We start from the raw sequence: 21344 nt of genomic DNA, 5'->3' as shown, positions 1-21344 counted from the left end.
TTGTGAGTTAGTAGTTCAGCAAAGGGGGTTGGCATGACGGTTCGCTTGTTAGCGCGCTTCAAGATGTTTGCCGCGGCCATCGTGACGGGCCTTGTCGCGGTTGTCCTGGTGTCGGCCGCACCGCGGGCGCAGGCCGCCGACGATCGGCTGCAGTTCACCGGAACCACGCTGAGCGGTGCGCCGTTCAACGGCGCCGGCCTCCAAGGAAAACCGGCGGTGCTCTGGTTCTGGGCACCGTTCTGCCCGTTCTGCAACGCCGAAGCTCCGGGAGTGGCCCAGGTGGCGGCCGCCAATCCCGGTGTCACCTTCGTCGGCATCGCCGGGCACTCGGACGTCGGCGCTGAGCAGGCCTTCGTTTCCAAGTACGGCCTGAACTTCACCAACCTCAACGACGCCGACGGCTCGATCTGGGCCCGCTACAACGTGCCGTGGCAGCCGGCGTACGTGTTCTACCGGGCGGACGGCAGCTCGACGTTCGTCAACAACCCCACCTCGGCGATGTCCCAGCAGGAACTGGCCGGCCGGGTAGCCGCGCTGAAGTGAACCAGGGGCTCGTCGGTCTGGCATTCGCTGCCGGGTTGGTGGCCGCGGTGAACCCGTGTGGGTTCGCGATGCTGCCCGCCTACCTGCTGCTGGTGGTGCGCGGCCAGCGCACCGGGGAAGACTCCAGCCCGCTCGGCGGCCTGCGGCGTGCACTGGGCGCCACCGCGGGGATGGCCCTCGGTTTTCTGACGGTGTTCGGCGCGTTCGGCGCGCTGACCATCTCGGCGGCCACGACGGTCCAGCGGTACCTGCCGTACGCAACCGTGGTGATCGGCATTGTGCTTGTCGGGCTAGGGATTTGGCTGCTGTCGGGTCGCGAGCTGACCGCGCTGACGCCGCGGCCGTTGGGGCCGCGGTGGGCTCCGAAACAGCACGGGCCGGCGATCGTGGGCATGTACGGCTACGGCATCAGCTATGCGATCGCCTCGCTGTCGTGCACGATCGGGCCGTTTCTGGCGGTCACCGCCGCGGGCTTGCGCAGTGGGTCGGTCCTCACCGGGGCGTCGATCTATCTGGCGTACGTCGCGGGCCTGACCTTGGTCGTCGGCGTGCTCGCCGTCGCCGCCGCCACCGCGAGCTCGGCGCTGGCCGACCGGCTGCGGCGAATCCTGCCGTTCGTCAACCGGATCGGCGGCGCGCTGCTGGTGCTGGTGGGGCTCTATGTCGGCTACTACGGCCTCTACGAGTTACGGCTGCTGAACACCGCGGCCGATCCCCGGGACGCGGTGATTCTTGCGGCCGGGCGGCTACAGGGCCTGTTGGCCGGCTGGGTACATCAGCACGGCGTGTGGCCGTGGATTGTGGCGTTGATCGCGCTGCTGGCTGCCGCACTGGTGAACACGTGGCACCGCCGAGCGCGGCGCTGAGCAGGGGTTGACGGCTACCGGAGCCAGCCGCGCCGGCGACCCCACCAGTCGCGCACCAGGATGAAGAGGGTGAGGGCGGCGAACCCGATCAGGAAGTTGTCCTCGACGTGGCCGACGTGATTGCCGCGCAGCATCGCCAGCAGGAAGATGACGCCGAACACGCCGACGCCGTGCCAGGTGCGGATGTTGATCTTGCTCCATCCCCACGCGGCGGATGGCACCTCGGCCGGGTCGACGCCGTTGTAGTGCTCCACCTCGGTACTGGCCACGGCGATTCCCTTCGGATCGGATCGTCTTACGCCGATATTCTGGCACAGGCCGCGCAGCGTCGGCACGGCTCGGCGCGGGTTGGTGACCGACCGTCTGAATCTGGTTGGCCACCAACCTCGGCACAGATGCAGCGCCGTAGCAATGTGCTGCTAGGCGTCTACGACGGCGGCATCAGCACCGTGTCGATCATGTACACCGTCGCGTTCGCGGTGGGCACCCCGCCACACACCACGCTCGCGTTGTTGACCTTCAGGCCGTTGCCCTGACCGGTCACCATCGCATTGGCGCCCTGCAGGGTCGCGTGGGTGCCGTCGACCTTGGCCGGGCTCAGCTGGCCCGCAACCACGTGGTAGGTCAGGATGCTCTTCAGCATGGCCGCATTCGTCTTCAGCTGACCGATAGTGGATTCGGGAAGCTTGCTGAACGCGGCGTCAGTCGGCGCGAACACGGTGTACTGGCCGCTGTTGAGGGTGTCGACCAGATTCACCTCCGGGTTGAGCTTGCCCGACAGCGCCGAGGTCAGTGTGGTGAGCTGGGGGTTGTTCGACGCCGCGACCGCGACAGGGACCCCCGACATCCCGTCCACCGAGGCGGGGCCGCTGGGATTGGCCGCCGCGTAGTCCGCGCATCCCGGACCGACCAAATCGGCGGCCGCGGCGCTCGGCGAGACACTGACTCCGAGGCCCAAGATTCCGGCGGCGGCGAAACCGGTTGCCGCAATTCGTGTGTGAACTTTCATGGCCATTTACTCCCCTGATAGGCCGGGAGGTCCACCCCGTCTGGCTGAACCCCGGCATCAGTTCTTCGGAGCAGATCAGCCGTTGGATTGATTGCAACCTGAGATCACCCGTAGGTGAAGGAGTACACCTGTAGCCCACGGCTGGGCCGCACCTCGAGTGTTCCGGGACCCACCTGGTAGCCGGCGACAATCCGATGCGACGTCGGCGGCCCGCTGATCGGCACCGTCGTCGGCTGTCCGTTCCGCACCACGGTGAGGGTTCCGGTTCCGCCGGCGACGATGTAGACGTTTTTGGCCTGGTAGTTGAGTTTGACGGCCGAGTTATCGCCGTCGGCCGTCGCGCCCTGATAGTCCAGTGACCACGGTCCGGCTAAGGCAAAGCTGTTGGGTTTCAAGGCCGGCGGAAATTCGTATGTCGCATGGCCTTCGTCGTACCTGCCGCCGCCGCCGTAGTTCACCATCTTGCCGACGGCGAAATACGTTTCCGGCGTGAGGCCAGGCTGCGGGGTGGTGTCGGCCGCGTCGACAGCCGGGGGGAGTTTGACATCCGGCTTCGCATCGGTGAGCAACTGCCTGATCAGCTTCTCGGTCACGTTGTAGTCGCCTTCGCCGAACTTGATGTGGCGCACTGTGCCGTTGGCGTCGATCAGATATTCGGCCGGCCAGTATCGGTTGCGATAGTTCGTCCAGGTGCTGAAGCCGTCGTCCAGCGCGATCGGATAGGTGATACCCAGATCCGCCGCGCCTCGGGCGACATTGTCCGGCACCTTCTCGAACGCGTACTCCGGGGTGTGCACGCCGATGACCTCGAAACCGCTGTCCCGATAGGCGTGATACCAGCCGACGACATGCGGGATGGCGCGTTGGCAGTTGATGCAGGAATAGGCCCAGAAATCAATCAGTACAACTTTGCCGCGCAACGAATTCAGGGCAATCGGCTGGCCGTCCGGGGTGTTCAGCCATTCGGTGATTCCCTTGAGATCGGGTGCGGGACCACAGCTTTCGAGGGTAGGCGATCCATTGCTACAGTTCGACAGCTGCGCGTTCTGGGCGTTGACGATGCCGCCGAGGTTCAGCTTCTCGCGGATTTGGTCTGCGCCGCCCACTTTCTGCTGCAGTGGGCCCGTGTAGTCCGGTATGGCCCGCTGCAGCGCGGCGGGCAGGTCGAACACCAGCGCGACCGCGAGCAGGATCGTGACGATTCCCGCGGCGATCCGGATCTCGCGCTGTCGGCTCCGAAAAGCCTTGACACGCTGGGCCACCCGTTGGCCGGCCAACGCGAAGAACAGGAGCGGCAGCGCGGCGCCGACCGCGAACGCGCCGGTCAGCACGACGAGGCCGGCGCTGATGGTTGAGGTGGCCCCGGCCACGACGATGGCGGCGAGGACGGGTCCCGCGCAGGGGACGTAAAGCACGCCCAGCGCAAGACCGAGCCCGAAACCATTGCTGCGGTTGGCGATTTGCTTTTGGGGGATGCGGGCGAACGGTCGCTCGAGCAGCTGCTCAAACCTGGGAAAGATGAGACCGATGCCGATCGCTACCAGCGCCACCAGCGCGATCCAGCGGATGGCGTCCTGCGGTAGGTGCAGCAGCGACAGCAGTGCCGAGCCGAGCAGGGTCACCACGCTGAAGCTGAGCACCAGACCGCCGATCACCCGGTACGGCCGCAGGGTCTCGGAGAGGTCGCGTTTCGGCCGAACCGCCACGGCACCTTCGGATTCCGGTGACGTCACCGCGCCGCCGCGCTGGGTGCCCGAGAAAAATATCACCGGCAACACCGGCAGGATGCAGGGTGAGATACCGGTGATCAGGCCTCCGAGGAAGCCGACCAAAGCAAGGGTCAACATGGTTGGTATTCGTCGCCGCTGTGGTCATGGATTGGTAAGGGCGGCAACGAGTTTCGGTACCGTGACCCGGGTAGACGACAAGGTAGGGCAACCCGCTCGGCGGGCTGCCCTACCTTGTGTTCGGCGAACGGTACTAGGCCGGCGGCATCAGCACCGTGTCGATCAGGTACACCGTCGCGTTCGCGGTGTGCACCCCGCCGCACACCACGCCCGCGTCGTTGACCTTGAGATCGTTTCCTTGACCCGTCACCGTCGAGTTGGCGCCCTGCAGGGTCGCGTGGGTGCCGTCGACTTTGGCCGGACTCAACTGACCCTGCACCACGTGGTAGGTCAGGATGCTCTTGAGAAGCGGAGCGTCCGTCTTGAGCTTGTCGACCGTGGCCGGCGGAAGTTTGCCGAATGCGGCGTCAGTCGGGGCGAACACCGTGTACTGCCCGTTGTTCAGGGTGTCGACGAGGTTCACGCCCGGGTTCAGCTTGCCCGACAACGCGGACGTAAATGTGGTCAGCATCGGGTTGTTCGACGCCGCCGTCGCGACCGGATCCTGCGACATCCCGGCCACCGAACCCGGACCCGAGGGGTTTTGCGCCGCGTAAGCCGAGCACCCCGGCCCGATGAGGTCCGCGGCGGGGTCCGCTGTTGCCGACGTGGTGGCGGACATCGCCATGCTGCTGGTAGCTGTCGCGCTGGTCGAACTCTGGGCCGCGGGTTTGTTACTCGAACACCCCGAGAAACCCACGATCGCAATAGCTGCGAGGCTCGCCGTCGCAACTGCCTTGGACTGCACGTTGATCATGTGACTATTGCTTCCTTTGCTCAACACGGCCTTATCGCCGTCCTCCCGGTTAACAGAAGTGATTCGGAGTGACGCACGTCACGGATGGGTCCGACAATCGCTTGCTTTGCATGTCGGGCGAAAACTCGACGGGGTAATGCCTCGAGGGAGCACCGAGCGGCACAATGAGTGGGTGAGCACCCCGACCACCGCAACGCACGACGGTCCGATCCGTGTGCTGGTGTTGGGCAGCACCGGCTCCATCGGCACCCAGGCGCTGGAGGTCATCGCCGCCAACCTGGATCGCTTCGAGGTGGTCGGGCTGGCGGCCGGCGGGGCAAACCCGGACACGTTGGCCCGTCAGCGCACCGAAACCGGGGTGACCAACATCGCCGTCGCAGACGAGCGCGCCGCCGCGGCGCTCGGTGATGTCCGGTGGCACGGGCCCGACGCGGTCACCCGGCTGGTCGAGGAGACCGAGGCCGACGTCGTGCTCAATGCCCTGGTCGGGGCGCTGGGCCTGCGACCGACCCTGGCGGCACTGCGCTCGGGCGCCCGGCTGGCGCTGGCCAACAAGGAATCGCTGATCGCCGGCGGTCCGCTGGTTCTGAAGGCGGCGCGCCCGGGGCAGATCGTGCCCGTGGATTCCGAGCACTCCGCGCTGGCCCAGTGCCTGCGTGGCGGCGCTCCCGACGAGGTCGCCAAGCTGGTGCTGACCGCCTCGGGTGGACCGTTTCGCGGCTGGGCGGCCGCCGACCTGGAGGCCGTCACCCCCGAGCAGGCCGGTGCCCATCCGACCTGGTCAATGGGCCCGATGAACACGCTGAACTCGGCGTCGCTGGTGAACAAGGGCCTCGAACTCATCGAAACCCACCTGCTGTTCGGCGTTCCCTACGACCGCATCGAGGTCGTGGTGCACCCTCAGTCGATTGTTCATTCAATGGTCACGTTCATCGATGGCTCGACGATCGCCCAGGCCAGCCCGCCGGACATGAAGCTGCCCATCTCGCTGGCGCTGGGCTGGCCGCGGCGGGTGCCCGGGGCGGCCGCGTACTGCGACTTCACCACCGCCTCTACCTGGGAATTCGAGCCGCTGGACAGCGACGTGTTCCCGGCCGTCGAGCTGGCCCGGCAGGCCGGCGAGACCGGCGGCTGCATGACCGCGGTGTACAACGCCGCCAACGAAGAGGCCGCGGCGGCCTTCCTGGACGGCCGCATCGGCTTTCCGGCCATCGTCAGAACAATCGCCGACGTGCTGAGCGCCGCCGACCAATGGGCCGTTTTACCCGCTACCGTGGATGAGGTACTGGACGCGCAGCGCTGGGCGCGGGAGCGAGCGCAGCGCGCAATCGCAACTACAAGCCCCGCGGGAGTCTCCAAAAGGGCCTCGGGAATGGTCTTAGAAAGGTCCTAGCGCCTGATGATGTTCGCAATCGGCATTGTGCTGTTCGCGCTGGCCATCCTGATCTCGGTGGCCCTGCACGAGTGCGGCCACATGTGGGTCGCCCGTGCCACCGGCATGAAGGTGCGCCGCTATTTCGTCGGCTTCGGCCCCACGCTGTGGTCGACGCGGCGCGGCGAGACCGAGTACGGCGTCAAGGCCGTGCCGCTGGGCGGCTTCTGCGACATCGCCGGGATGACCCCGGTCGAGGAGCTCGCGCCCGACGAGACCGACCGGGCCATGTACAAGCAGAAGACCTGGAAGAGGGTGGCGGTGCTGTTCGCCGGCCCGGGCATGAACTTCATCATCTGCCTGGCCCTGATCTACGTGATCGCGCTGATCTGGGGACTGCCCAACCTGCACCCGCCCACCCGGGCGATCGTTGGCGAAACCGCTTGTATCGCACCAGAAGTCGCGCCTGGCAAGCTCGGTGACTGCACCGGCGCCGGTCCGGCCGCGCTGGCCGGCATCCGCCCGGGCGACGTTGTCGTCAAGGTCGGTGACACCTCGGTGTCCACCTTCGACGACATGGCCGCCGCGATCCGCAAGCTGCACGGCACCGTGCCGGTCGTCGTCGAACGTGGCGGCACCCCGATCACCGCCTACGTCGACATCACCCAAACGCAGCGCTACTTGACCACCGGAGGCAAGGGGCAGGACGGAAAGCCCGCACCCTCAACGGTCGGCGCGATGGGCGTCGGTGCCGTCAAGGTCACGCCCACGCACTACGGCGTGCTCGGCGCCATCCCCGCCACCTTCGCCTTCACCGGCGAACTGACGGCCGAGGTGGGCAAGGCGCTGGTCGCGATCCCGACCAAGGTCGGCGCGCTGGTGCATGCGATCGGCGGCGGACAGCGCGACCCGGGCACGCCGATGAGCGTCGTCGGCGCCAGCATCATCGGCGGCGACACCGTCGACCACGGGTTGTGGGTGGCGTTCTGGTTCTTCCTGGCGCAGCTGAACCTGATCCTGGGCGCGATCAACCTGTTGCCGCTGCTGCCGTTCGACGGTGGTCACATCGCCGTCGCGGTGTTCGAAAAGATCCGCAACCTCATCCGGTCGGCCCGCGGCATGGTCGCGGCGGCGCCGGTGAACTACCTCAAGCTCATGCCTGCGACCTATGTGGTCTTGGTTTTCGTGGTCGGCTACATGCTGCTGACCGTGACCGCCGATCTGGTCAACCCGATCAGGCTCTTTCAGTAACTAGCCGAAGGAATTCGAACAGTGGACATTGGCCTGGGCATGCCGGAGGCGCCGGCGCCCACCCTTGCGCCCCGGCGCAAGACGCGCCAACTGCTGGTCCGCGACGTCGGGGTCGGCAGCGATTCCCCGATCTCGGTGCAGTCGATGTGCACCACCAAGACCCATGAGGTCAACACGACGCTGCAGCAGATCGCCGAGCTGACCGCGGCGGGCTGCGACATCGTCCGGGTGGCCTGCCCGCGTCAGGAGGATGCCGACGCACTGGCCGAGATCGCCCGGCACAGCCAGATCCCGGTGATCGCCGACATCCACTTCCAGCCGAAGTACATCTTCGCCGCGATCGACGCCGGATGTGCTGCGGTGCGGGTCAATCCGGGCAACATCAAGGAATTCGACGGCCGGGTCGGTGAAGTCGCCAAGGCGGCCGGCGCGGCCGGCATCCCGATCCGCATCGGCGTGAACGCCGGGTCGCTGGACAAGCGGTTCATGGAGAAGTACGGCAAGGCCACGCCCGAGGCGCTGGTCGAGTCGGCGCTGTGGGAGGCCTCGCTGTTCGAGGACCACGGCTTCGGCGACATCAAGATCAGCGTCAAGCACAACGACCCCGTCGTGATGGTCGCCGCCTACGAGCAGCTGGCCGCGGCGTGCGACTACCCGTTGCACCTCGGCGTGACCGAGGCCGGGCCGGCCTTCCAGGGCACGATCAAGTCGGCGGTGGCCTTCGGCGCCCTGTTGTCGCGGGGGATCGGCGACACCATCCGGGTGTCCTTGTCGGCGCCACCGGTCGAGGAAGTCAAGGTCGGCATCCAGATTCTCGAATCGCTGAACCTGCGGCCGCGCGGGCTGGAGATCGTTTCCTGCCCGTCGTGCGGTCGCGCCCAGGTCGACGTCTACACCCTGGCCAACGCGGTCTCCGCGGGCCTGGACGGGCTCGACGTGCCGTTGCGGGTCGCGGTGATGGGGTGCGTCGTCAACGGCCCGGGGGAGGCCCGCGAAGCCGATCTCGGCGTTGCCTCGGGAAATGGCAAGGGCCAGATATTCGTTCGCGGCGAGGTGATCAAGACCGTTCCCGAAGCACAGATCGTCGAGACCTTGATCGAAGAGGCGATGCGGTTGGCTTCCGAAATGGGCGAGGCCACGGAAAGTGATAACGGTCCTGGCACAACAGCAAGCGGGACGCCAATTGTCACCGTAAGCTGATTGGGACCAGTTCGCTCTTGCTGGCCTACAGTTCGCACCACAGAGAGTTCGCCAGATGTCGGCTCCGCCCCTTTTTCGCCTAGTCGGCGACAGACGGGTGTCCGTGGTGCGTGACGCCGCGGCCGTGTGGCGGGTACTCGACGAGGACCCGATCGGGTCCTGCATGGTTGCCTCCCGCGTCGCCGATCACGGCATCGACCCCGGCGCGATCGGCGGGGAGCTGTGGACCCGCCGCGGCGCGGACGAGTCGCTGTGCTTCGCCGGCGCCAACCTGATCCCGCTGCGCGGGCTGCCGGCCGACCTGAATGCGTTTGCCGACGAGGCGATGGGCGGGACGCGGCGCTGCTCCTCGCTGGTCGGGCGGGCCAGCCTGGTGTTGCCGATGTGGGAGCGGCTCGAGACGGCCTGGGGGCCGGCGCGTGACGTGCGCGAACGCCAACCGCTGATGGCGCTGACCAAACACCCGATGTGTGAGCTCGACCCCGAGGTGCGCCAGGTGCGGCCCGAGGAGCTGGACGCGTACCTGGTGGCCGCGGTGGACATGTTCATCGGCGAGGTCGGCATCGACCCGCGGCTCGGCGACGGCGGCCGCGGCTACCGCCGCCGGGTGGCCAGCCTGATCGCCGCCGGGCGCGCCTGGGCCCGGTTCGAGCATGGTCAGGTCGTCTTCAAGGCCGAGGTCGGGTCGCAATCGCCTGCGGTGGGCCAGATCCAGGGCGTCTGGGTACATCCGGAGTGGCGTGGCCTGGGGCTCGGCTCTCGCGGCACCGCGATGCTGGCCGCCGTGATCGTCGGCAGCGGGCGCATCGCCAGCCTCTACGTGAACGACTTCAACGAGGTGGCCCGGGCCGCCTACGCCCGGGTGGGCTTCGCCGAGGTCGGCACCTTCGCCACGGTCCTGCTGGACTAGCCGGCAGCGCCTTCCGGACCAGCGCCTTCCGCGCGAGCGCCCGGCTGGCCGCACACTCGGCCGCGGACGCCCGGCCGGCCGGGCATTCGGCACAACGGACGTTCCCCGCGTTACATCACGGTGAGGTCTCGGTGTGTCTGCGGGGGTGCAGACGCCTCAGTTCTTAACATCAGTCACGATGGCCACAAAAACCTCACCAGTATCAGTTGTTTCGGCCGCCGTCGCCCTGCTGCTCGTCGCGGCCGCCGCGCTGTCTGGATGCACGCCGCGGCCCGACGGCCCCGGCCCCGCCGCGGAGAAGTTCTTCCGCGCCTTGGCCATTGGCGACACCGCGACGGCCGCCCAACTCAGCGACAACCCCAACGAGGCCCGCGAGGCGCTCAACGCGGCCTGGGCCGGGCTGCAGGCGACCCACCTGGACGCGCAGATCCTCAGCTCCAAGTACGCCGAGGACACCGGCACGGTCAGCTATCGGTTCAGCTGGCAGCTGCCCAAAAACCGGGTATGGAGCTATGACGGCCAGCTCAAGATGGCCCGTGACGAGGGGCGCTGGGAGGTCCGCTGGGCCCCGAACGGGCTGCATCCCAAGCTGGGTGAGCACCAGACGTTCGCGTTGCGCGCCGATCAGCCGCGGCGCGCCTCGGTGAACGAACTCGGGGGCAGCGATGTGCTGGCGCCGGGCTATCGCTATCACTACACGCTGGACGCCACCCAGGCTGGGGCGCCGCAGTCGCTGAGCTTCACCACCCACACGATCGTCGACGTGCTGCGGCCCTTCAACAACGCGCTGACCGACCCGCAGCTGCTGGCCGAGCAGGCCAGTTCGACGTCCCACCAGGTGGACCTGGGCGTCACGCTGCTCCCGGCCGACAACGACAAGGTGTTTCCCGCGATCGGCAGACTGCCGGGCATCGTGGTCACCCCGCAGGCCGACATGCTGGCCACCGACCCGCATTTCGCGCCGGCCGTCGTCGGCGCAGTCAAGAAGGCCGTGATCGACCAACTCGACGGTCAGGCGGGCTGGCGGGTGGTCAGCGTCAACCAGAACAACGTCGACGTGGCGGTGCTGCACGAGGTCGAAGGAGCGCCGGCGCCGTCGGTGTCGATCACCTTGGACCGGGTGGTGCAGAACGCCGCCCAGCGCGCCGTGGACAACAAGGGCGGCAAGGCGATGATCGTCGCGATCAAGCCGTCGACGGGGGAGATCCTGGCGATTGCGCAGAACGGCGGGGCCGACGCCGACGGCCTGCCCGCCACCAACGGCCTGTTCCCGCCCGGGTCGACGTTCAAGATGGTCACCGCCGGCGCCGCCGTCGACCGCGACATGGCCACGCCCAATTCGATGCTCGGCTGCCCGGGCCATCTCGACATCGGGCACCGCACCATCCCCAACTACGGCGGCTTCGACCTCGGCGTGGTGTCGATGTCGCGCGCGTTCGCCAGTTCCTGCAACACCACGTTTGCCGAGTTGAGCAGCCGGATGCCGCCCCGCGGCCTGACCCAGACGGCCTCCCAATACGGGATCGGGGTCGACTACACGGTGGACGGCATCACCACGGTGACCGGGTCGGTGCCGCCGACCGTCGACATGGCCGAGCGCACCGAAGACGGCTTCGGCCAGGGCAAGGTGCTGGCCAGTCCGTTCGGCATGGCTCTGGTGGCGGCCACCGTCGCGGCCGGGAAAACCCCTGTGCCGCAACTGATCGCGGGCCGTCCGACAACGGTCGAGGGCGACAGCACCCCGATCAGCCCGAAGATGATCGACGCGCTGCGGCCGATGATGCGGCTGGTGGTCACCAACGGGACCGCCAAGGAGATCAACGGCTGCGGCGAGATCTACGGGAAGACCGGTGAGGCCGAGTTCCCGGGTGGGTCGCACTCCTGGTTCGCCGGTTACCGCGGCGATCTGGCCTTCGCCGCGCTGATCGTCGGGGGCGGCAGCTCGGAATGGGCGGTCCGGATGACCAAATTCATGTTCGAGTCGCTGCCGCCGGGCTATCTGGCCTGAGGCGCCGGGGCGTGACCGGTTCAAAGGCCCGCGACAGCGGTAAATTGCGAACATGACGGATACCGGCGGGGACATGGTGACGTTGCGCGTCTCCGATGCGGACCGCAACGGCACGATGCGGCGGCTGCACAACGCGGTTGCGCTCGGGCTGATCGATATCGAGGAGTTCGAGCAGCGCTCGTCGCGGGTCTCCTATGCGCGCACCCAGGGCGAGCTGGACGGCCTGGTCGGTGATCTGCCCGGGCCGGGCGCGATCGTCACCTCGGCCACGGATCGGATCGAGCTGCGTGGCTGGGCCGGCTCGCTCAAGCGGCACGGCGAGTGGACGGTGCCCACCCGGTTAGCGCTGGTACGCCGGCTGGGATCGGTCAAACTCGAGCTCACCAAGGCCCGGTTCGCCGGCCCGGTGGTGGTCGTCGAGCTTGACGTGCGGTTCGGCTCGGTCGATATCTGGCTGCCGGATGGCGCCAGTGCGTCGATCGACGACGTCGAGGTCTATGTGGGCAGTGCCCGCGACCGCCGCAAGGACGCCCCCGGCGAGGGCCGGCCGCATGTGGTGCTGACCGGGCGGGTGGTGTGCGGCTCGGTGACCATCCACGGACCGCGCCGCTCGCTGCGCTGGCCATCGCGGGCGCGCTGACAGCCTCGAGTGTGCCGTGACGGCGGGAAATGTGCGCTAGTGGCGCCTTGGCTTCACGCTCACCAGCGCCACTGCACGCGTGACGCTCGGCACGCTCGAGAAAGACGCGATTAAGCTAGCGGCATGCCTGTTCGCACCGCGCTTTCGCCCGGAGTGTTGTCCCCGACTCTGCCGGTGCCCAACCGCATCCCGCGCCCCGAGTATGTCGGCAAGCCGACAGCCAAGGAGGGCACCGAGCCGTGGGTGCAGACGCCCGAGGTGATCGAGAAGATGCGCGTCGCCGGCCGGATTGCGGCCGCGGCACTTGCGGAGGCGGGCAAGGCGGTCGCGCCCGGGGTGACGACCGACGAGCTGGACCGCATCGCGCACGAGTACATGGTCGACCATGGCGCCTACCCCTCGACGCTGGGCTACAAGGGCTACCCGAAGTCGTGCTGCACGTCGCTCAATGAGGTGATCTGCCATGGCATCCCCGACTCGACGGTGATCGCCGACGGCGACATCGTCAACATCGACGTGACCGCCTACATCGACGGAGTGCACGGCGACACCAACGCGACGTTCCTGGCCGGCGACGTGTCCGAGGAACACCGGCTGCTGGTCGAGCGCACTCGTGAGGCGACGATGCGGGCGATCAACGCCGTCAAACCCGGGCGCGCGCTGTCGGTCATCGGCCGTGTCATCGAGGCCTACGCAAATCGGTTCGGGTACAACGTGGTTCGCGACTTCACCGGTCACGGGATCGGCACCACGTTTCACAACGGACTGGTTGTGCTGCACTACGATCAGCCGTCGGTCACCGCGGAGATCCAGCCCGGAATGACGTTCACCATCGAACCGATGATCAACCTCGGCGCGTTGGACTACGAAATCTGGGATGACGGCTGGACCGTGGTCACCAAGGACCGCAAGTGGACCGCACAGTTCGAACACACCCTGCTGGTCACCGACACCGGCGTCGAAATCCTCACGGTCGCCTGAGTCGTTCGCGCACGTGAACGGCGCTCTGCTGGTCGCGGGCACCAGCTCCGATGCCGGGAAATCGGTGGTGGTCGCGGGCCTGTGCCGGTTGCTGGCCCGCAAGGGCGTGCGGGTCGCGCCCTTCAAGGCGCAGAACATGTCCAACAACTCCGCGGTCACCGTCGAGGGTGGCGAAATCGGCCGGGCCCAGGCGATTCAGGCCCGGGCCGCGGGGCTGGAGCCCAGCGTGCGGTTCAACCCGATCCTACTCAAGCCGGGCAGCGACCGGACGTCGCAGCTGGTGATCCGGGGACACGTCGCCGAATCGGTCACCGCGGCAGGCTATTTCGAGCATCGTGACCGGCTCGCCCAGGTCGTTGCCGACGACTTGGCTTCGCTGCGTGACGAATTCGATGTGGTGATCTGTGAAGGCGCCGGCTCGCCCGCCGAAATCAACCTGCGTGCCACGGATTTGGCCAACATGGGGTTGGCCAGGGCCGCGAACCTGCCCGTCGTGCTGGTCGGCGACATCGACCGTGGGGGCCTGCTGGCTCATTTGTTCGGGACGGTCGCGGTGCTCGAGCCCGACGACCAGGCGCTGATCGCGGGCTTCGTCGTCAACAAGTTCCGCGGCGACCCCGCGCTGCTCGAGCCCGGGCTGCGCCAACTCCTCGAAATGACCGGCCGCCCAACCTATGGGGTGTTGCCCTACACCGACGAGCTGTGGCTGGACGCCGAGGACTCGCTGTCGGTCGTCGCGCATCGCGTCGTCGGCAGGCCGGCGCCGCCGCTGGGCGGCGAGTGGCTGAAGGTGGCCGCGGTCCGGCTGCCCCGCATCTCCAACTCGACCGACATCGAGGCGCTGGCCTGCGAGCCGGGTGTGCTGGTGCGCTGGATCAGCGACCCGGCCGACCTGGCCGACGCCGATCTCGTGGTGCTTCCGGGCAGCAAAGCGACCGTCGCCGACCTGCACTGGCTGCGCGATCAGGGCCTGGCCGCCGCGATCACCGAGCACGCCGGGGCCGGCAAGGCGGTGCTGGGCATCTGCGGGGGATTCCAGATGCTGTGCCGGCGCATCGACGACACCGTGGAATCCGGCGCCGGGCTCGTCGACGGGCTGGGCCTGCTGGACGCCGACGTCGTGTTCGCCGCGGACAAGGTGTTGCGGCGCTGGGAGCGGCCGCTGCGCGGATACGAAATCCACCACGGCCGGCTTGCCCGCTACATCAACGAGCCGTGGTTTCAGGCGGGCGACGACCTGCACGGCCTCGCACACGGCGCGGTGTTCGGCACGCACTGGCACGGGCTGCTCGACAACGACGGCTTTCGCCGCGACTGGCTGACCGAGGTCGCCGCGGCCGCCGGACGGACAAGGTTCGTTGTCGCCGACGACACCGACGTCGCGGCGCGACGCGACGCCCAACTGGATGTGGCCGCCGGATTGCTGGCGTCCCACCTCGATGTGGACGCCGTCCTCGGCCTGCTCGACGGCCCGCCGCCCCGACCGCACATCGCAAGCCAACTGCGGCCGTAGCGCCGTCGGCTCGCGCGGCGCCGGAGAAACCTCGCGCAGTGTCAATATTGGCTGTAGCGTGCGTAAGTGCCCTCGATGATGACCACGCTCGACGGGTTTCCCGTCCCGGTCGGCGTGTCCGGTCCCGAGAAGGGTGTCGTCGTCGTCATCCTCGGCGATGAACAGCGCGAGTTAGCCGCCTATGACGCGGTCTGTGAGCGCCTCCACACCGCGTCGCTGCGCACCATCGTCATCGGTCTCGACCCACGGCTGACCCCGAAGTCGGTGATCGGCATCCTCGACGGGCTGGGCATCGGCTGGGCGGTGGTGGTGGGCGACCGCGCCGGCGGCGACATCGCCTGGGAGCTGGCGGCGACCAAACTGGGCCGGTTTGTCGGCCTGGTCGTCGTCGACCGCGGACACCCGCGAGTGGCCGACGTCAACGGCGTGGTCCGTGACGACCACTGTCCGCCGGTGGAGATCGGCACCACCGTGCTGGTCAGCACACCGGCCGGACGGACGGTGGCCGGCAACAGCCAGCGGTTCGTCTACGCCGATTACCGCTCGGTGGATCTGCTCGGACGGCGCAATGCCCAAGAATCGACCGCGCAGCTGGCAGCCGAGATCGTGCTGCGCACCAGCACCTGGTAGCGCGCGTGAACGCCTCCGGAACGCCTCGGCCGGTCATCGGCCTGACCAGTTATCTCGAGCAAGTGCAGTCCGACGGGTGGGACATCCCGGCCGGTTATCTGGGCGCGAACTATTTCGAGGGCATCATCAAGGCGGGCGGCGTCGCGGTGCTGCTGCCGCCGCAGCCGGTGGACCCCGACGTCGTCGAGAGCCTGCTCGACAGCCTGGACGGGCTGGTGATCACCGGCGGTTACGACCTCGACCCGGCCGCCTATGGCCAGCAGCCGCATCCGAAGACCGACGCACCCCGCACGGTCCGCGACGCGTTTGAATTCGCGCTCTTGCGGGGCGCGCTGGACCGCGGGGTGCCGGTGCTGGGCATCTGCCGCGGCACGCAGATGCTCAACGTCGCGTTCGGCGGAACGCTGCATCAGCACCTGCCCGACGTGCTCGGCCACCGCGGGCATCACGCGGGCTACGGGCGCTTCACCAAGTTGGGAGTCCGCACGGTCGCGGGCACCAGGCTGGCCGACCTGCTCGGCGAGTCCGCCGACGCGTGGTGCTATCACCATCAGGCCGTCGACAAGGTCGGTGACGGCCTGATCGTCAGCGCCTGGGACGCCGACGGCGTCGTCGAAGGGCTGGAGGTGCCCGGGGACAACTTCGTGGTCTCGGTGCAATGGCATCCCGAGCAGTTCCTCGACGACCTGCGGCTGTTCAAGGCGATCGTCGACGCCGCGAGCTCGTACGCGTCCAGCACGCGGATCGCGTCGCGCCACTAACGGGTCTGCGGCCATTTCGGCCGCTCGCCGGTTTCGACCAAATGCATTGGCTCGTAACCCCAGCCGTGTTCGACGGTGGCCGGGCGCGGCGTCTTGGCGATCCAGCTCGGCGGCACGGACAGCGTCCCGACCGATGCCGCCCGCCCGACGCCCGACACCGCACGACCGCGGATCGGTAACCGCGACAGCAACGTTGCCGCGCTTTTCAGCGCGGCGCTCTTGTTCAGGGAATTCAGATGGTTGATCGCGAAGTCCGATGGCGCGCACAGTGAACCGAGTTTCGACAGCGACGAGGTTACCGGCGAAAGGAATGTGTCGAACGCCGCCGACGGTGCCCCAGACGCCTCAGACAGCGCGTCGAGAGCGTCGGGAATTGTCGAGATCACTTGGTAGCCACACGAAATGACGTCCGGCGCCACTACTAGCGCTCGGCTGCCGGGTGCCGGTTGCACGCCGGTGGGTGGCGGCGAAACGAACGGTGTCACGGTCGCGGCGTCGGCACAGGCCCGGGCATAGGTGTGCATCGTGTCCACATCCTGGGCCCACATCTGGTCGTAGTCGCTGTCGGCGGCCGCGATTTCCGGGCTGGATTGGCCCAGACAATTCGTCTCGGCCAGCCACGTCCGCAGCATGCGGTTGGCCCGAATTACCGAAGGGGGCACCATGGCGGCCAACGCCAAGTCGTAGGCGTCCGCGGCCCACTTAGCCCGGGCGGCCGTTTGCTCAGCCTGTGCCGCAACATCATTGAGCCATGCGACGTGGGCTGCCGCGGCGCGGGTTATCGAACTACATCGCTTCGCCGTGTCATACAGACGGGATGCCAGCTCGTGCCACGCCGTGGCGGCGGCCATCATCGACCGCGAGCCGGGCCCCGAATTCATTAGCCCCGAGTTGGTTTCCGGCGGTAGCGCTGAAAACATGGACTTCCCCCTTCAAAACACTGCTGCGAAATAGAACGCCGCGCTGGGCTGCTGCGGTGTGGTTCTGTACAAGTTGTAATCGGCCTCACAACGCCGCACCGGCAAAAGTGAGGCGGCCCAAGAGGCTAGTGCCAGTGCCGTGCTATCAGCGGCGAGCTACGCAAAGCAGCGCGAGTATTTGTTGTCCGGCGCATTCGGCCGCGGGTGCGCCGGCGTGAATATCGCCGGATTCAAAACCTGTGCTAGCAAACGAATCCGGCAATACGGACAGCGGGCAGCTCGACGGTAGGCGTGTCCACACGTCGGGGCGGTCGTGCGTCATCCACATGCTGTGGAATGGCTTTTTGTTGGCCGGCGACACATCCCATGAACTGGCATGTTGAAGGTGGATCGTGGCAGCGGACTCGCTATCAGTGTGCGAGTGCGCGGAATTCGGGGCCGGCTGGGACCAGGCCGCGGGCTCGGGCAGGGTGGCCGCCGAAAATTGGGACCGCAACGCGGAACCGGCGATGAGACTGGCAAACAGACTGAGCGCCGCAATAACGGCGATGGCCGGCTGCCACCGCCGAGAATGACTAGCGCCTCGAACGTTCACAGTGGCCCGACTGTACCGGACCAAACTGGTCATCGGCCGGCCCCAGCTGTGAGGTCGATCCGAGTCTGTTGTGCATTTTGGTGATCCCCGTGTCCTTGATCACACCGGACTTATCGGCCCCAAAAAAGTTGCGCGATAACCATTTTAAAATGCGCTGTCGCGTTTCTCAGTGATGCGGCTTATCCGAAAACGATGAGCGGGATCGCCATTTCGGCTGCGGTGGCTCCGCCGTGAAACCCGATGAGGCGGGCCGCTTCCGGGGGCTCGCGCTTGGTGGCCAGCACCGCCGTGTCGCCGGTGCAGATCACGACGACGTCCCCGATGCGCGCCAGATGCCCCGGGTCGACCGGTCCGAACATCCCGGTGGCCACCGCCTGGTCGCGACTGTAGACGTCGGCCCGGCCGTCGAGCACCGCGCTCCACGTCGCGTGCACATCGGCGGCCGCGCCCGGCGCGGTGTGCAGGTAGCGCACCCGCGGTTCACCCGCGACCACCCGGATTCCCTCGCTCAGCCGGGTGTCGGTGTCCAGGTCGACGCGGGCCTGCGGCGGAACATTGAGACCGCCGTGGTCGGCGGTCACCAGCAGCGCCGCGTTCGCGGGCAGGGCGTCGACCAGACGAGTCAGCAGTGCGTCGACACGCGCGGCCGCCTGATGCCAGTGCGGTGATCCGATACCGAACAGGTGCGCGGCGGTATCCAGGTCGGCCGTGTAGGCGTAGACCAGGCCGGGTGCCGCGCCCAGCTCGTCGATGACCAGCTGGGCGTAGTCGTCGTCGGGGTTGCTCGGGCGAAAGTCGGCGCCGCGGTACGCCGAATCCGTCAGTCCGCTGCCCATGAACAACGCTGGCAGCACCGCCCGTGCGGCGACCCCGCATCGCTGCAGCCGCTCGAACCAGGTCGGCAACGGCTGCCATTGCGCCGACGGCGGGGCCCAGGGTGAGTCCGAGCGCCAATAGATGTGGGTGAGTACCCGTTCGGTGCCGGGGACGTTGAGGGTGAAGCCCAGGATGCCGTGTTCGCCCGGCCGCGCGCCGGTGCCCAGCGACACCAGGCTGCTCGGGGTGGTCGACGGGAAAGTGCAGGTGAGTTCGCTGATCCGTCCCACGCCGCCGGCGAGCACCGAGGCAAGCAGCGGCGCGCTACCCGCCAATTCCGGCAACAGGTGCCAGCCCAGGCCGTCCACCAGCACGACCGCGACCCGATCAACCTGTTCGGCAACCGATTCCGTGACCGCCAACCGGTCGACGGCATCCGGGACCCCGAGCAGTGCGGCCGCCGCCGGGAGCACATCGCACAGGGAACCAAGCGCTGGACCAGACATGGCCCCAGTCTGGCACGACTAGACGTGCGCCAGCCGTTGACTGGTCAGCCGCAGCTGCCGGTCCGTGCTGTCGGCGAGCGCGCGCACCTGCTGCGGGTCCAGCCGGCCACACAGCCGGCCCCAGTGCACCGCGACCTCGTCACCGACGGCCACATCGGGCACCGCGCTGTACCCGTCGGCCCAGACCTCGAGTGCTTGCGCCGACGGCTCGGCCAGCGCGAGCGCCTGACCATCCCACACCAGCCGCCGGCACCTCACCTCGACGTCGTCTCCGGTTCGGGAAACAACTGTGCCCCAAGTGATCCGGCAGCTGTCCAGGACACCGAGCGGGTGTTCGTCCATGCCTCGGCCCAGAAACCGCGTCCACGGGTACACCCCGAATACATGGAAGCAGTGGTTGCCGGCGGCTTCGCCGGCCAGGTCCGAGGTCAGGTGTGACCAGTAGCGGCCGGCCTGGGGGCCGATGATTGCCAGCAACTCGTCGAAGAAGTCCCGCGGATCGATGCCGGCGCCGACGCCGCCGCCGAGCCAATACGATTCGACCAGGCGATGATCCAGTGGGTCGGCGATACCGGTCAGCGCGGACAGCACCCGCAGATACGGCCAGGCCCCGGAGAACGTCGTCGCCGCGACGCGCACCTGATCGACCGAGCCGTCCCGCAAGGTCGCGCCCAGGGGCGGACCGCAATAGCCCAGCGCGTTGGGCGCATAGGCGTAGCGGGCGAACATCTCGGCGCCCCGGTGGTTCAAGACCTTCAAGAGCGCGCCACCAGCTTGACCGCGTCGCGGTGCATGCGGCCGAAGTTGTAATAGGCCGCGCACGCGCCCTCGGGGGACACCATGCACGTCCCGATCGGGGTCTCCGGGGTGCACGCGGTGCCGAAAACCTTGCATTCCCAAGGCTTCAGCACCCCCTTGAGCACCTCGCCGCATTGACATGCCTTCGGGTCGGCGACCCGCACGCCGGGCATCGCGAACCGCAGCTCGGCGTCGAACTCCGCGAAGTCGTCGTGCAGCCGCAGCGCGCTTTGTGAGATGAAGCCCAGGCCGCGCCACTCGAAATGCGGACGCAGCGCGAACACCTTGCCCATCAACGCCAGGGCGGCCGGGTTGCCGTCTTCGGGCACCACCCGCTTGTACTGGTTCTCCACCTCGCAGCGGCCCTCGCGGATCTGTCGCAGCAGCATCGCGACCGATGCCAGGATGTCCAGTGGCTCGAACCCGGCCACCACCAACGGCTTTCGATACACGTCCGGGACGAATCGATACGGCCGGTTGCCGACCACGGTCGAAACGTGCCCGGGGCCGATGAAGCCGGACAGCCGCAGGTCCGGCGATTCCAGGATGGCCTTGATCGGCGGCACGATCGTGACGTGATTGCAAAACACGCTGAAGTTGGACAGGCGCAGGTCGCGCGCCCGCACCAGCGTCACGGCGGTCGACGGCGCGGTGGTCTCGAACCCGATCGCGAAGAACACGACGTGGCGGTCCGGGTTGTCGATCGCGATCTTCAACGCGTCCAGCGGCGAGTAGACGAACCGGACGTCGGCGCCGCGGGCCTTGGCGTCCAACAGGCTTCCGTTCGAACCGGGCACCCGCATCATGTCGCCGAAGCAGGTGAAGATCACGTCGGGCTGACCGGCCAGCCACATCGCGTCGTCGATGCGACCCATCGGGATCACGCACACCGGGCACCCCGGGCCGTGCACCAATTCGACGTTGTCGGGCAGCAGGTGCTCGATGCCGTGTCGGTAGATGGTGTGGGTGTGCCCGCCGCACACCTCCATGAACTTGAAGTGGTCGCCGCCGGTCCCGGCCAGGTGCTCGATGGCGACGAGCAGCTTGCGGGCCGCCGCGGGATCGCGGAATTCGTCCACGAATTTCATTGCCGTCCCCTTAAATAATGGCCGTCGAGTCGAAGGCCGCAATTTCGGTCGTGTAGGCGTCGCCGAGTTTCTTGATCGCGGCCAAGGTGAGCAGCGCCTCGGTTTCGTCGATCTTGGCCATCGCGAACCCGACGTGGACCAGCACCCACTCGTCGGGCTCGGGCAGGTCACCTTCCAGCAGGCGCACACTGATCGTGCGCTGGACGCCGCTGACGTCGACCTTCGCCAAATAGTTGGCGGGATCGGTGATCTCGACAATCCGGCCCGGAATTCCAAGGCACATGTCGGCTTCCT

Annotated in this window: 21 protein-coding genes; 12 read left to right on the top strand and 9 right to left on the bottom strand. The window is 67.6% G+C overall.

From position 1 onward, the window contains the following. Window positions 1-33 precede the first annotated feature (33 nt). Both LMQ14_RS18390 and LMQ14_RS18385 read left to right on the top strand, forming a co-directional pair. Window positions 34-543: a protein disulfide oxidoreductase gene (locus LMQ14_RS18390; RefSeq protein WP_267730968.1), complete on the top strand. Its 510-nt coding sequence runs from the start codon at window positions 34-36 to the stop codon at window positions 541-543. Beyond that, a complete protein-coding gene (locus LMQ14_RS18385; RefSeq protein ID WP_267730967.1) occupies window positions 540-1409 on the top strand; it encodes a cytochrome c biogenesis CcdA family protein in 870 nt (289 codons plus the stop codon). The genes LMQ14_RS18390 and LMQ14_RS18385 overlap by 4 nt, the downstream gene beginning before the upstream one ends. Before the next feature lie 14 nt (window positions 1410-1423). On the opposite strand, the gene LMQ14_RS18380 is transcribed toward LMQ14_RS18385, so the two are convergent. From LMQ14_RS18380 to LMQ14_RS18365, 4 genes are all read right to left on the bottom strand, one after another. Beyond that, window positions 1424-1678 carry a DUF2631 domain-containing protein gene (locus LMQ14_RS18380; protein ID WP_267730966.1) on the bottom strand — a complete coding sequence of 85 codons (255 nt, stop codon included), beginning with the start codon at window positions 1676-1678 and terminating at the stop codon, window positions 1424-1426. A 158-nt stretch (window positions 1679-1836) separates the two neighbouring features. After that, on the bottom strand, window positions 1837-2418 hold the full coding sequence (locus LMQ14_RS18375; protein WP_267730965.1) for a fasciclin domain-containing protein: 582 nt from the start codon (window positions 2416-2418) through the stop codon (window positions 1837-1839). Between the two features lie 104 nt (window positions 2419-2522). Further along, window positions 2523-4265, bottom strand: coding sequence for a cytochrome c biogenesis protein DipZ (locus LMQ14_RS18370; RefSeq protein ID WP_267730964.1), 1743 nt, complete (start codon window positions 4263-4265; stop codon window positions 2523-2525). Between the two features lie 133 nt (window positions 4266-4398). Next, complete coding sequence (locus LMQ14_RS18365; protein ID WP_420714696.1) at window positions 4399-4932, bottom strand: fasciclin domain-containing protein; 534 nt, start codon at window positions 4930-4932, stop codon at window positions 4399-4401. A 265-nt stretch (window positions 4933-5197) separates the two neighbouring features. Between LMQ14_RS18365 and dxr the strand changes: the two genes are divergently transcribed. The 10 genes from dxr (at window position 5198) to LMQ14_RS18315 (ending at window position 16327) form a co-directional block, all read left to right on the top strand. After that, window positions 5198-6454: a 1-deoxy-D-xylulose-5-phosphate reductoisomerase gene (gene dxr / locus LMQ14_RS18360; RefSeq protein ID WP_420714540.1), complete on the top strand. Its 1257-nt coding sequence runs from the start codon at window positions 5198-5200 to the stop codon at window positions 6452-6454. 6 nt (window positions 6455-6460) lie between these two features. After that, complete coding sequence (locus LMQ14_RS18355; RefSeq protein ID WP_267730961.1) at window positions 6461-7684, top strand: M50 family metallopeptidase; 1224 nt, start codon at window positions 6461-6463, stop codon at window positions 7682-7684. 21 nt (window positions 7685-7705) lie between these two features. Next, window positions 7706-8884, top strand: coding sequence for a flavodoxin-dependent (E)-4-hydroxy-3-methylbut-2-enyl-diphosphate synthase (gene ispG / locus LMQ14_RS18350; protein ID WP_267730960.1), 1179 nt, complete (start codon window positions 7706-7708; stop codon window positions 8882-8884). A 55-nt stretch (window positions 8885-8939) separates the two neighbouring features. Continuing rightward, a complete protein-coding gene (locus LMQ14_RS18345; RefSeq protein WP_267730959.1) occupies window positions 8940-9794 on the top strand; it encodes a GNAT family N-acetyltransferase in 855 nt (284 codons plus the stop codon). 178 nt (window positions 9795-9972) lie between these two features. Next, window positions 9973-11802 (top strand): penicillin-binding transpeptidase domain-containing protein, encoded by a 1830-nt coding sequence (locus LMQ14_RS18340; protein ID WP_267730958.1) that lies wholly within the window; start codon window positions 9973-9975, stop codon window positions 11800-11802. Window positions 11803-11854: 52 nt separating this feature from the next. Next, complete coding sequence (locus LMQ14_RS18335; protein WP_267730957.1) at window positions 11855-12442, top strand: DUF1707 SHOCT-like domain-containing protein; 588 nt, start codon at window positions 11855-11857, stop codon at window positions 12440-12442. A gap of 123 nt (window positions 12443-12565) precedes the next feature. Beyond that, the gene (gene map / locus LMQ14_RS18330) at window positions 12566-13423 is read left to right on the top strand and encodes a type I methionyl aminopeptidase (RefSeq protein WP_267730956.1); all 858 of its coding nucleotides are present in this window, start codon (window positions 12566-12568) and stop codon (window positions 13421-13423) included. Between the two features lie 13 nt (window positions 13424-13436). After that, window positions 13437-14936 (top strand): cobyric acid synthase, encoded by a 1500-nt coding sequence (locus tag LMQ14_RS18325; RefSeq protein WP_267730955.1) that lies wholly within the window; start codon window positions 13437-13439, stop codon window positions 14934-14936. A 75-nt stretch (window positions 14937-15011) separates the two neighbouring features. After that, window positions 15012-15566, top strand: a complete 555-nt coding sequence (locus LMQ14_RS18320; protein WP_267735581.1) for an alpha/beta hydrolase — start codon at window positions 15012-15014, stop codon at window positions 15564-15566. A gap of 5 nt (window positions 15567-15571) precedes the next feature. Beyond that, on the top strand, window positions 15572-16327 hold the full coding sequence (locus LMQ14_RS18315; protein ID WP_267730954.1) for a gamma-glutamyl-gamma-aminobutyrate hydrolase family protein: 756 nt from the start codon (window positions 15572-15574) through the stop codon (window positions 16325-16327). Here LMQ14_RS18315 and LMQ14_RS18310 read toward each other — a convergent pair. The 5 genes from LMQ14_RS18310 to LMQ14_RS18290 form a co-directional block, all read right to left on the bottom strand. Continuing rightward, window positions 16324-17247, bottom strand: coding sequence for a PPE family protein (locus tag LMQ14_RS18310; RefSeq protein ID WP_267730953.1), 924 nt, complete (start codon window positions 17245-17247; stop codon window positions 16324-16326). The genes LMQ14_RS18315 and LMQ14_RS18310 overlap by 4 nt on opposite strands. Window positions 17248-18021: 774 nt before the next feature. Continuing rightward, window positions 18022-19164, bottom strand: coding sequence for an alkaline phosphatase family protein (locus LMQ14_RS18305; protein ID WP_267730952.1), 1143 nt, complete (start codon window positions 19162-19164; stop codon window positions 18022-18024). An 18-nt stretch (window positions 19165-19182) separates the two neighbouring features. Continuing rightward, window positions 19183-19893, bottom strand: coding sequence for a DUF6390 family protein (locus tag LMQ14_RS18300; protein WP_267735580.1), 711 nt, complete (start codon window positions 19891-19893; stop codon window positions 19183-19185). A 26-nt stretch (window positions 19894-19919) separates the two neighbouring features. Then, window positions 19920-21050 carry a hydrogenase formation protein HypD gene (gene hypD, locus LMQ14_RS18295; protein ID WP_267730951.1) on the bottom strand — a complete coding sequence of 377 codons (1131 nt, stop codon included), beginning with the start codon at window positions 21048-21050 and terminating at the stop codon, window positions 19920-19922. Between the two features lie 10 nt (window positions 21051-21060). After that, window positions 21061-21333 (bottom strand): HypC/HybG/HupF family hydrogenase formation chaperone, encoded by a 273-nt coding sequence (locus LMQ14_RS18290; RefSeq protein ID WP_267730950.1) that lies wholly within the window; start codon window positions 21331-21333, stop codon window positions 21061-21063. Between the last annotated feature and the right edge of the window lie 11 nt (window positions 21334-21344).

It is taken from the genome of Mycobacterium sp. Aquia_213 (assembly GCF_026625985.1).
Taxonomy (GTDB): Bacteria; Actinomycetota; Actinomycetes; order Mycobacteriales; family Mycobacteriaceae; genus Mycobacterium.
This window is presented reverse-complemented; position numbering and strand designations above follow the sequence as displayed.

Coding starts and splice junctions, on each gene's coding strand:
- LMQ14_RS18345 (WP_267730959.1), top strand. CDS start 8,940: ATGTCGGCTCCGCCCCTTTTTCGCCTAGTCGGCGACAGACGGGTGTCC.
- LMQ14_RS18310 (WP_267730953.1), bottom strand. CDS start 17,247: ATGTTTTCAGCGCTACCGCCGGAAACCAACTCGGGGCTAATGAATTCG.
- dxr (WP_420714540.1), top strand. CDS start 5,198: ATGCCTCGAGGGAGCACCGAGCGGCACAATGAGTGGGTGAGCACCCCG.
- LMQ14_RS18335 (WP_267730957.1), top strand. CDS start 11,855: ATGACGGATACCGGCGGGGACATGGTGACGTTGCGCGTCTCCGATGCG.
- LMQ14_RS18365 (WP_420714696.1), bottom strand. CDS start 4,932: ATGGCGATGTCCGCCACCACGTCGGCAACAGCGGACCCCGCCGCGGAC.
- LMQ14_RS18305 (WP_267730952.1), bottom strand. CDS start 19,164: ATGTCTGGTCCAGCGCTTGGTTCCCTGTGCGATGTGCTCCCGGCGGCG.
- map (WP_267730956.1), top strand. CDS start 12,566: ATGCCTGTTCGCACCGCGCTTTCGCCCGGAGTGTTGTCCCCGACTCTG.
- hypD (WP_267730951.1), bottom strand. CDS start 21,050: ATGAAATTCGTGGACGAATTCCGCGATCCCGCGGCGGCCCGCAAGCTG.
- LMQ14_RS18290 (WP_267730950.1), bottom strand. CDS start 21,333: ATGTGCCTTGGAATTCCGGGCCGGATTGTCGAGATCACCGATCCCGCC.
- LMQ14_RS18355 (WP_267730961.1), top strand. CDS start 6,461: ATGATGTTCGCAATCGGCATTGTGCTGTTCGCGCTGGCCATCCTGATC.
- LMQ14_RS18340 (WP_267730958.1), top strand. CDS start 9,973: ATGGCCACAAAAACCTCACCAGTATCAGTTGTTTCGGCCGCCGTCGCC.
- LMQ14_RS18320 (WP_267735581.1), top strand. CDS start 15,012: ATGATGACCACGCTCGACGGGTTTCCCGTCCCGGTCGGCGTGTCCGGT.
- LMQ14_RS18370 (WP_267730964.1), bottom strand. CDS start 4,265: ATGTTGACCCTTGCTTTGGTCGGCTTCCTCGGAGGCCTGATCACCGGT.
- LMQ14_RS18375 (WP_267730965.1), bottom strand. CDS start 2,418: ATGAAAGTTCACACACGAATTGCGGCAACCGGTTTCGCCGCCGCCGGA.
- LMQ14_RS18390 (WP_267730968.1), top strand. CDS start 34: ATGACGGTTCGCTTGTTAGCGCGCTTCAAGATGTTTGCCGCGGCCATC.
- LMQ14_RS18300 (WP_267735580.1), bottom strand. CDS start 19,893: ATGTTCGCCCGCTACGCCTATGCGCCCAACGCGCTGGGCTATTGCGGT.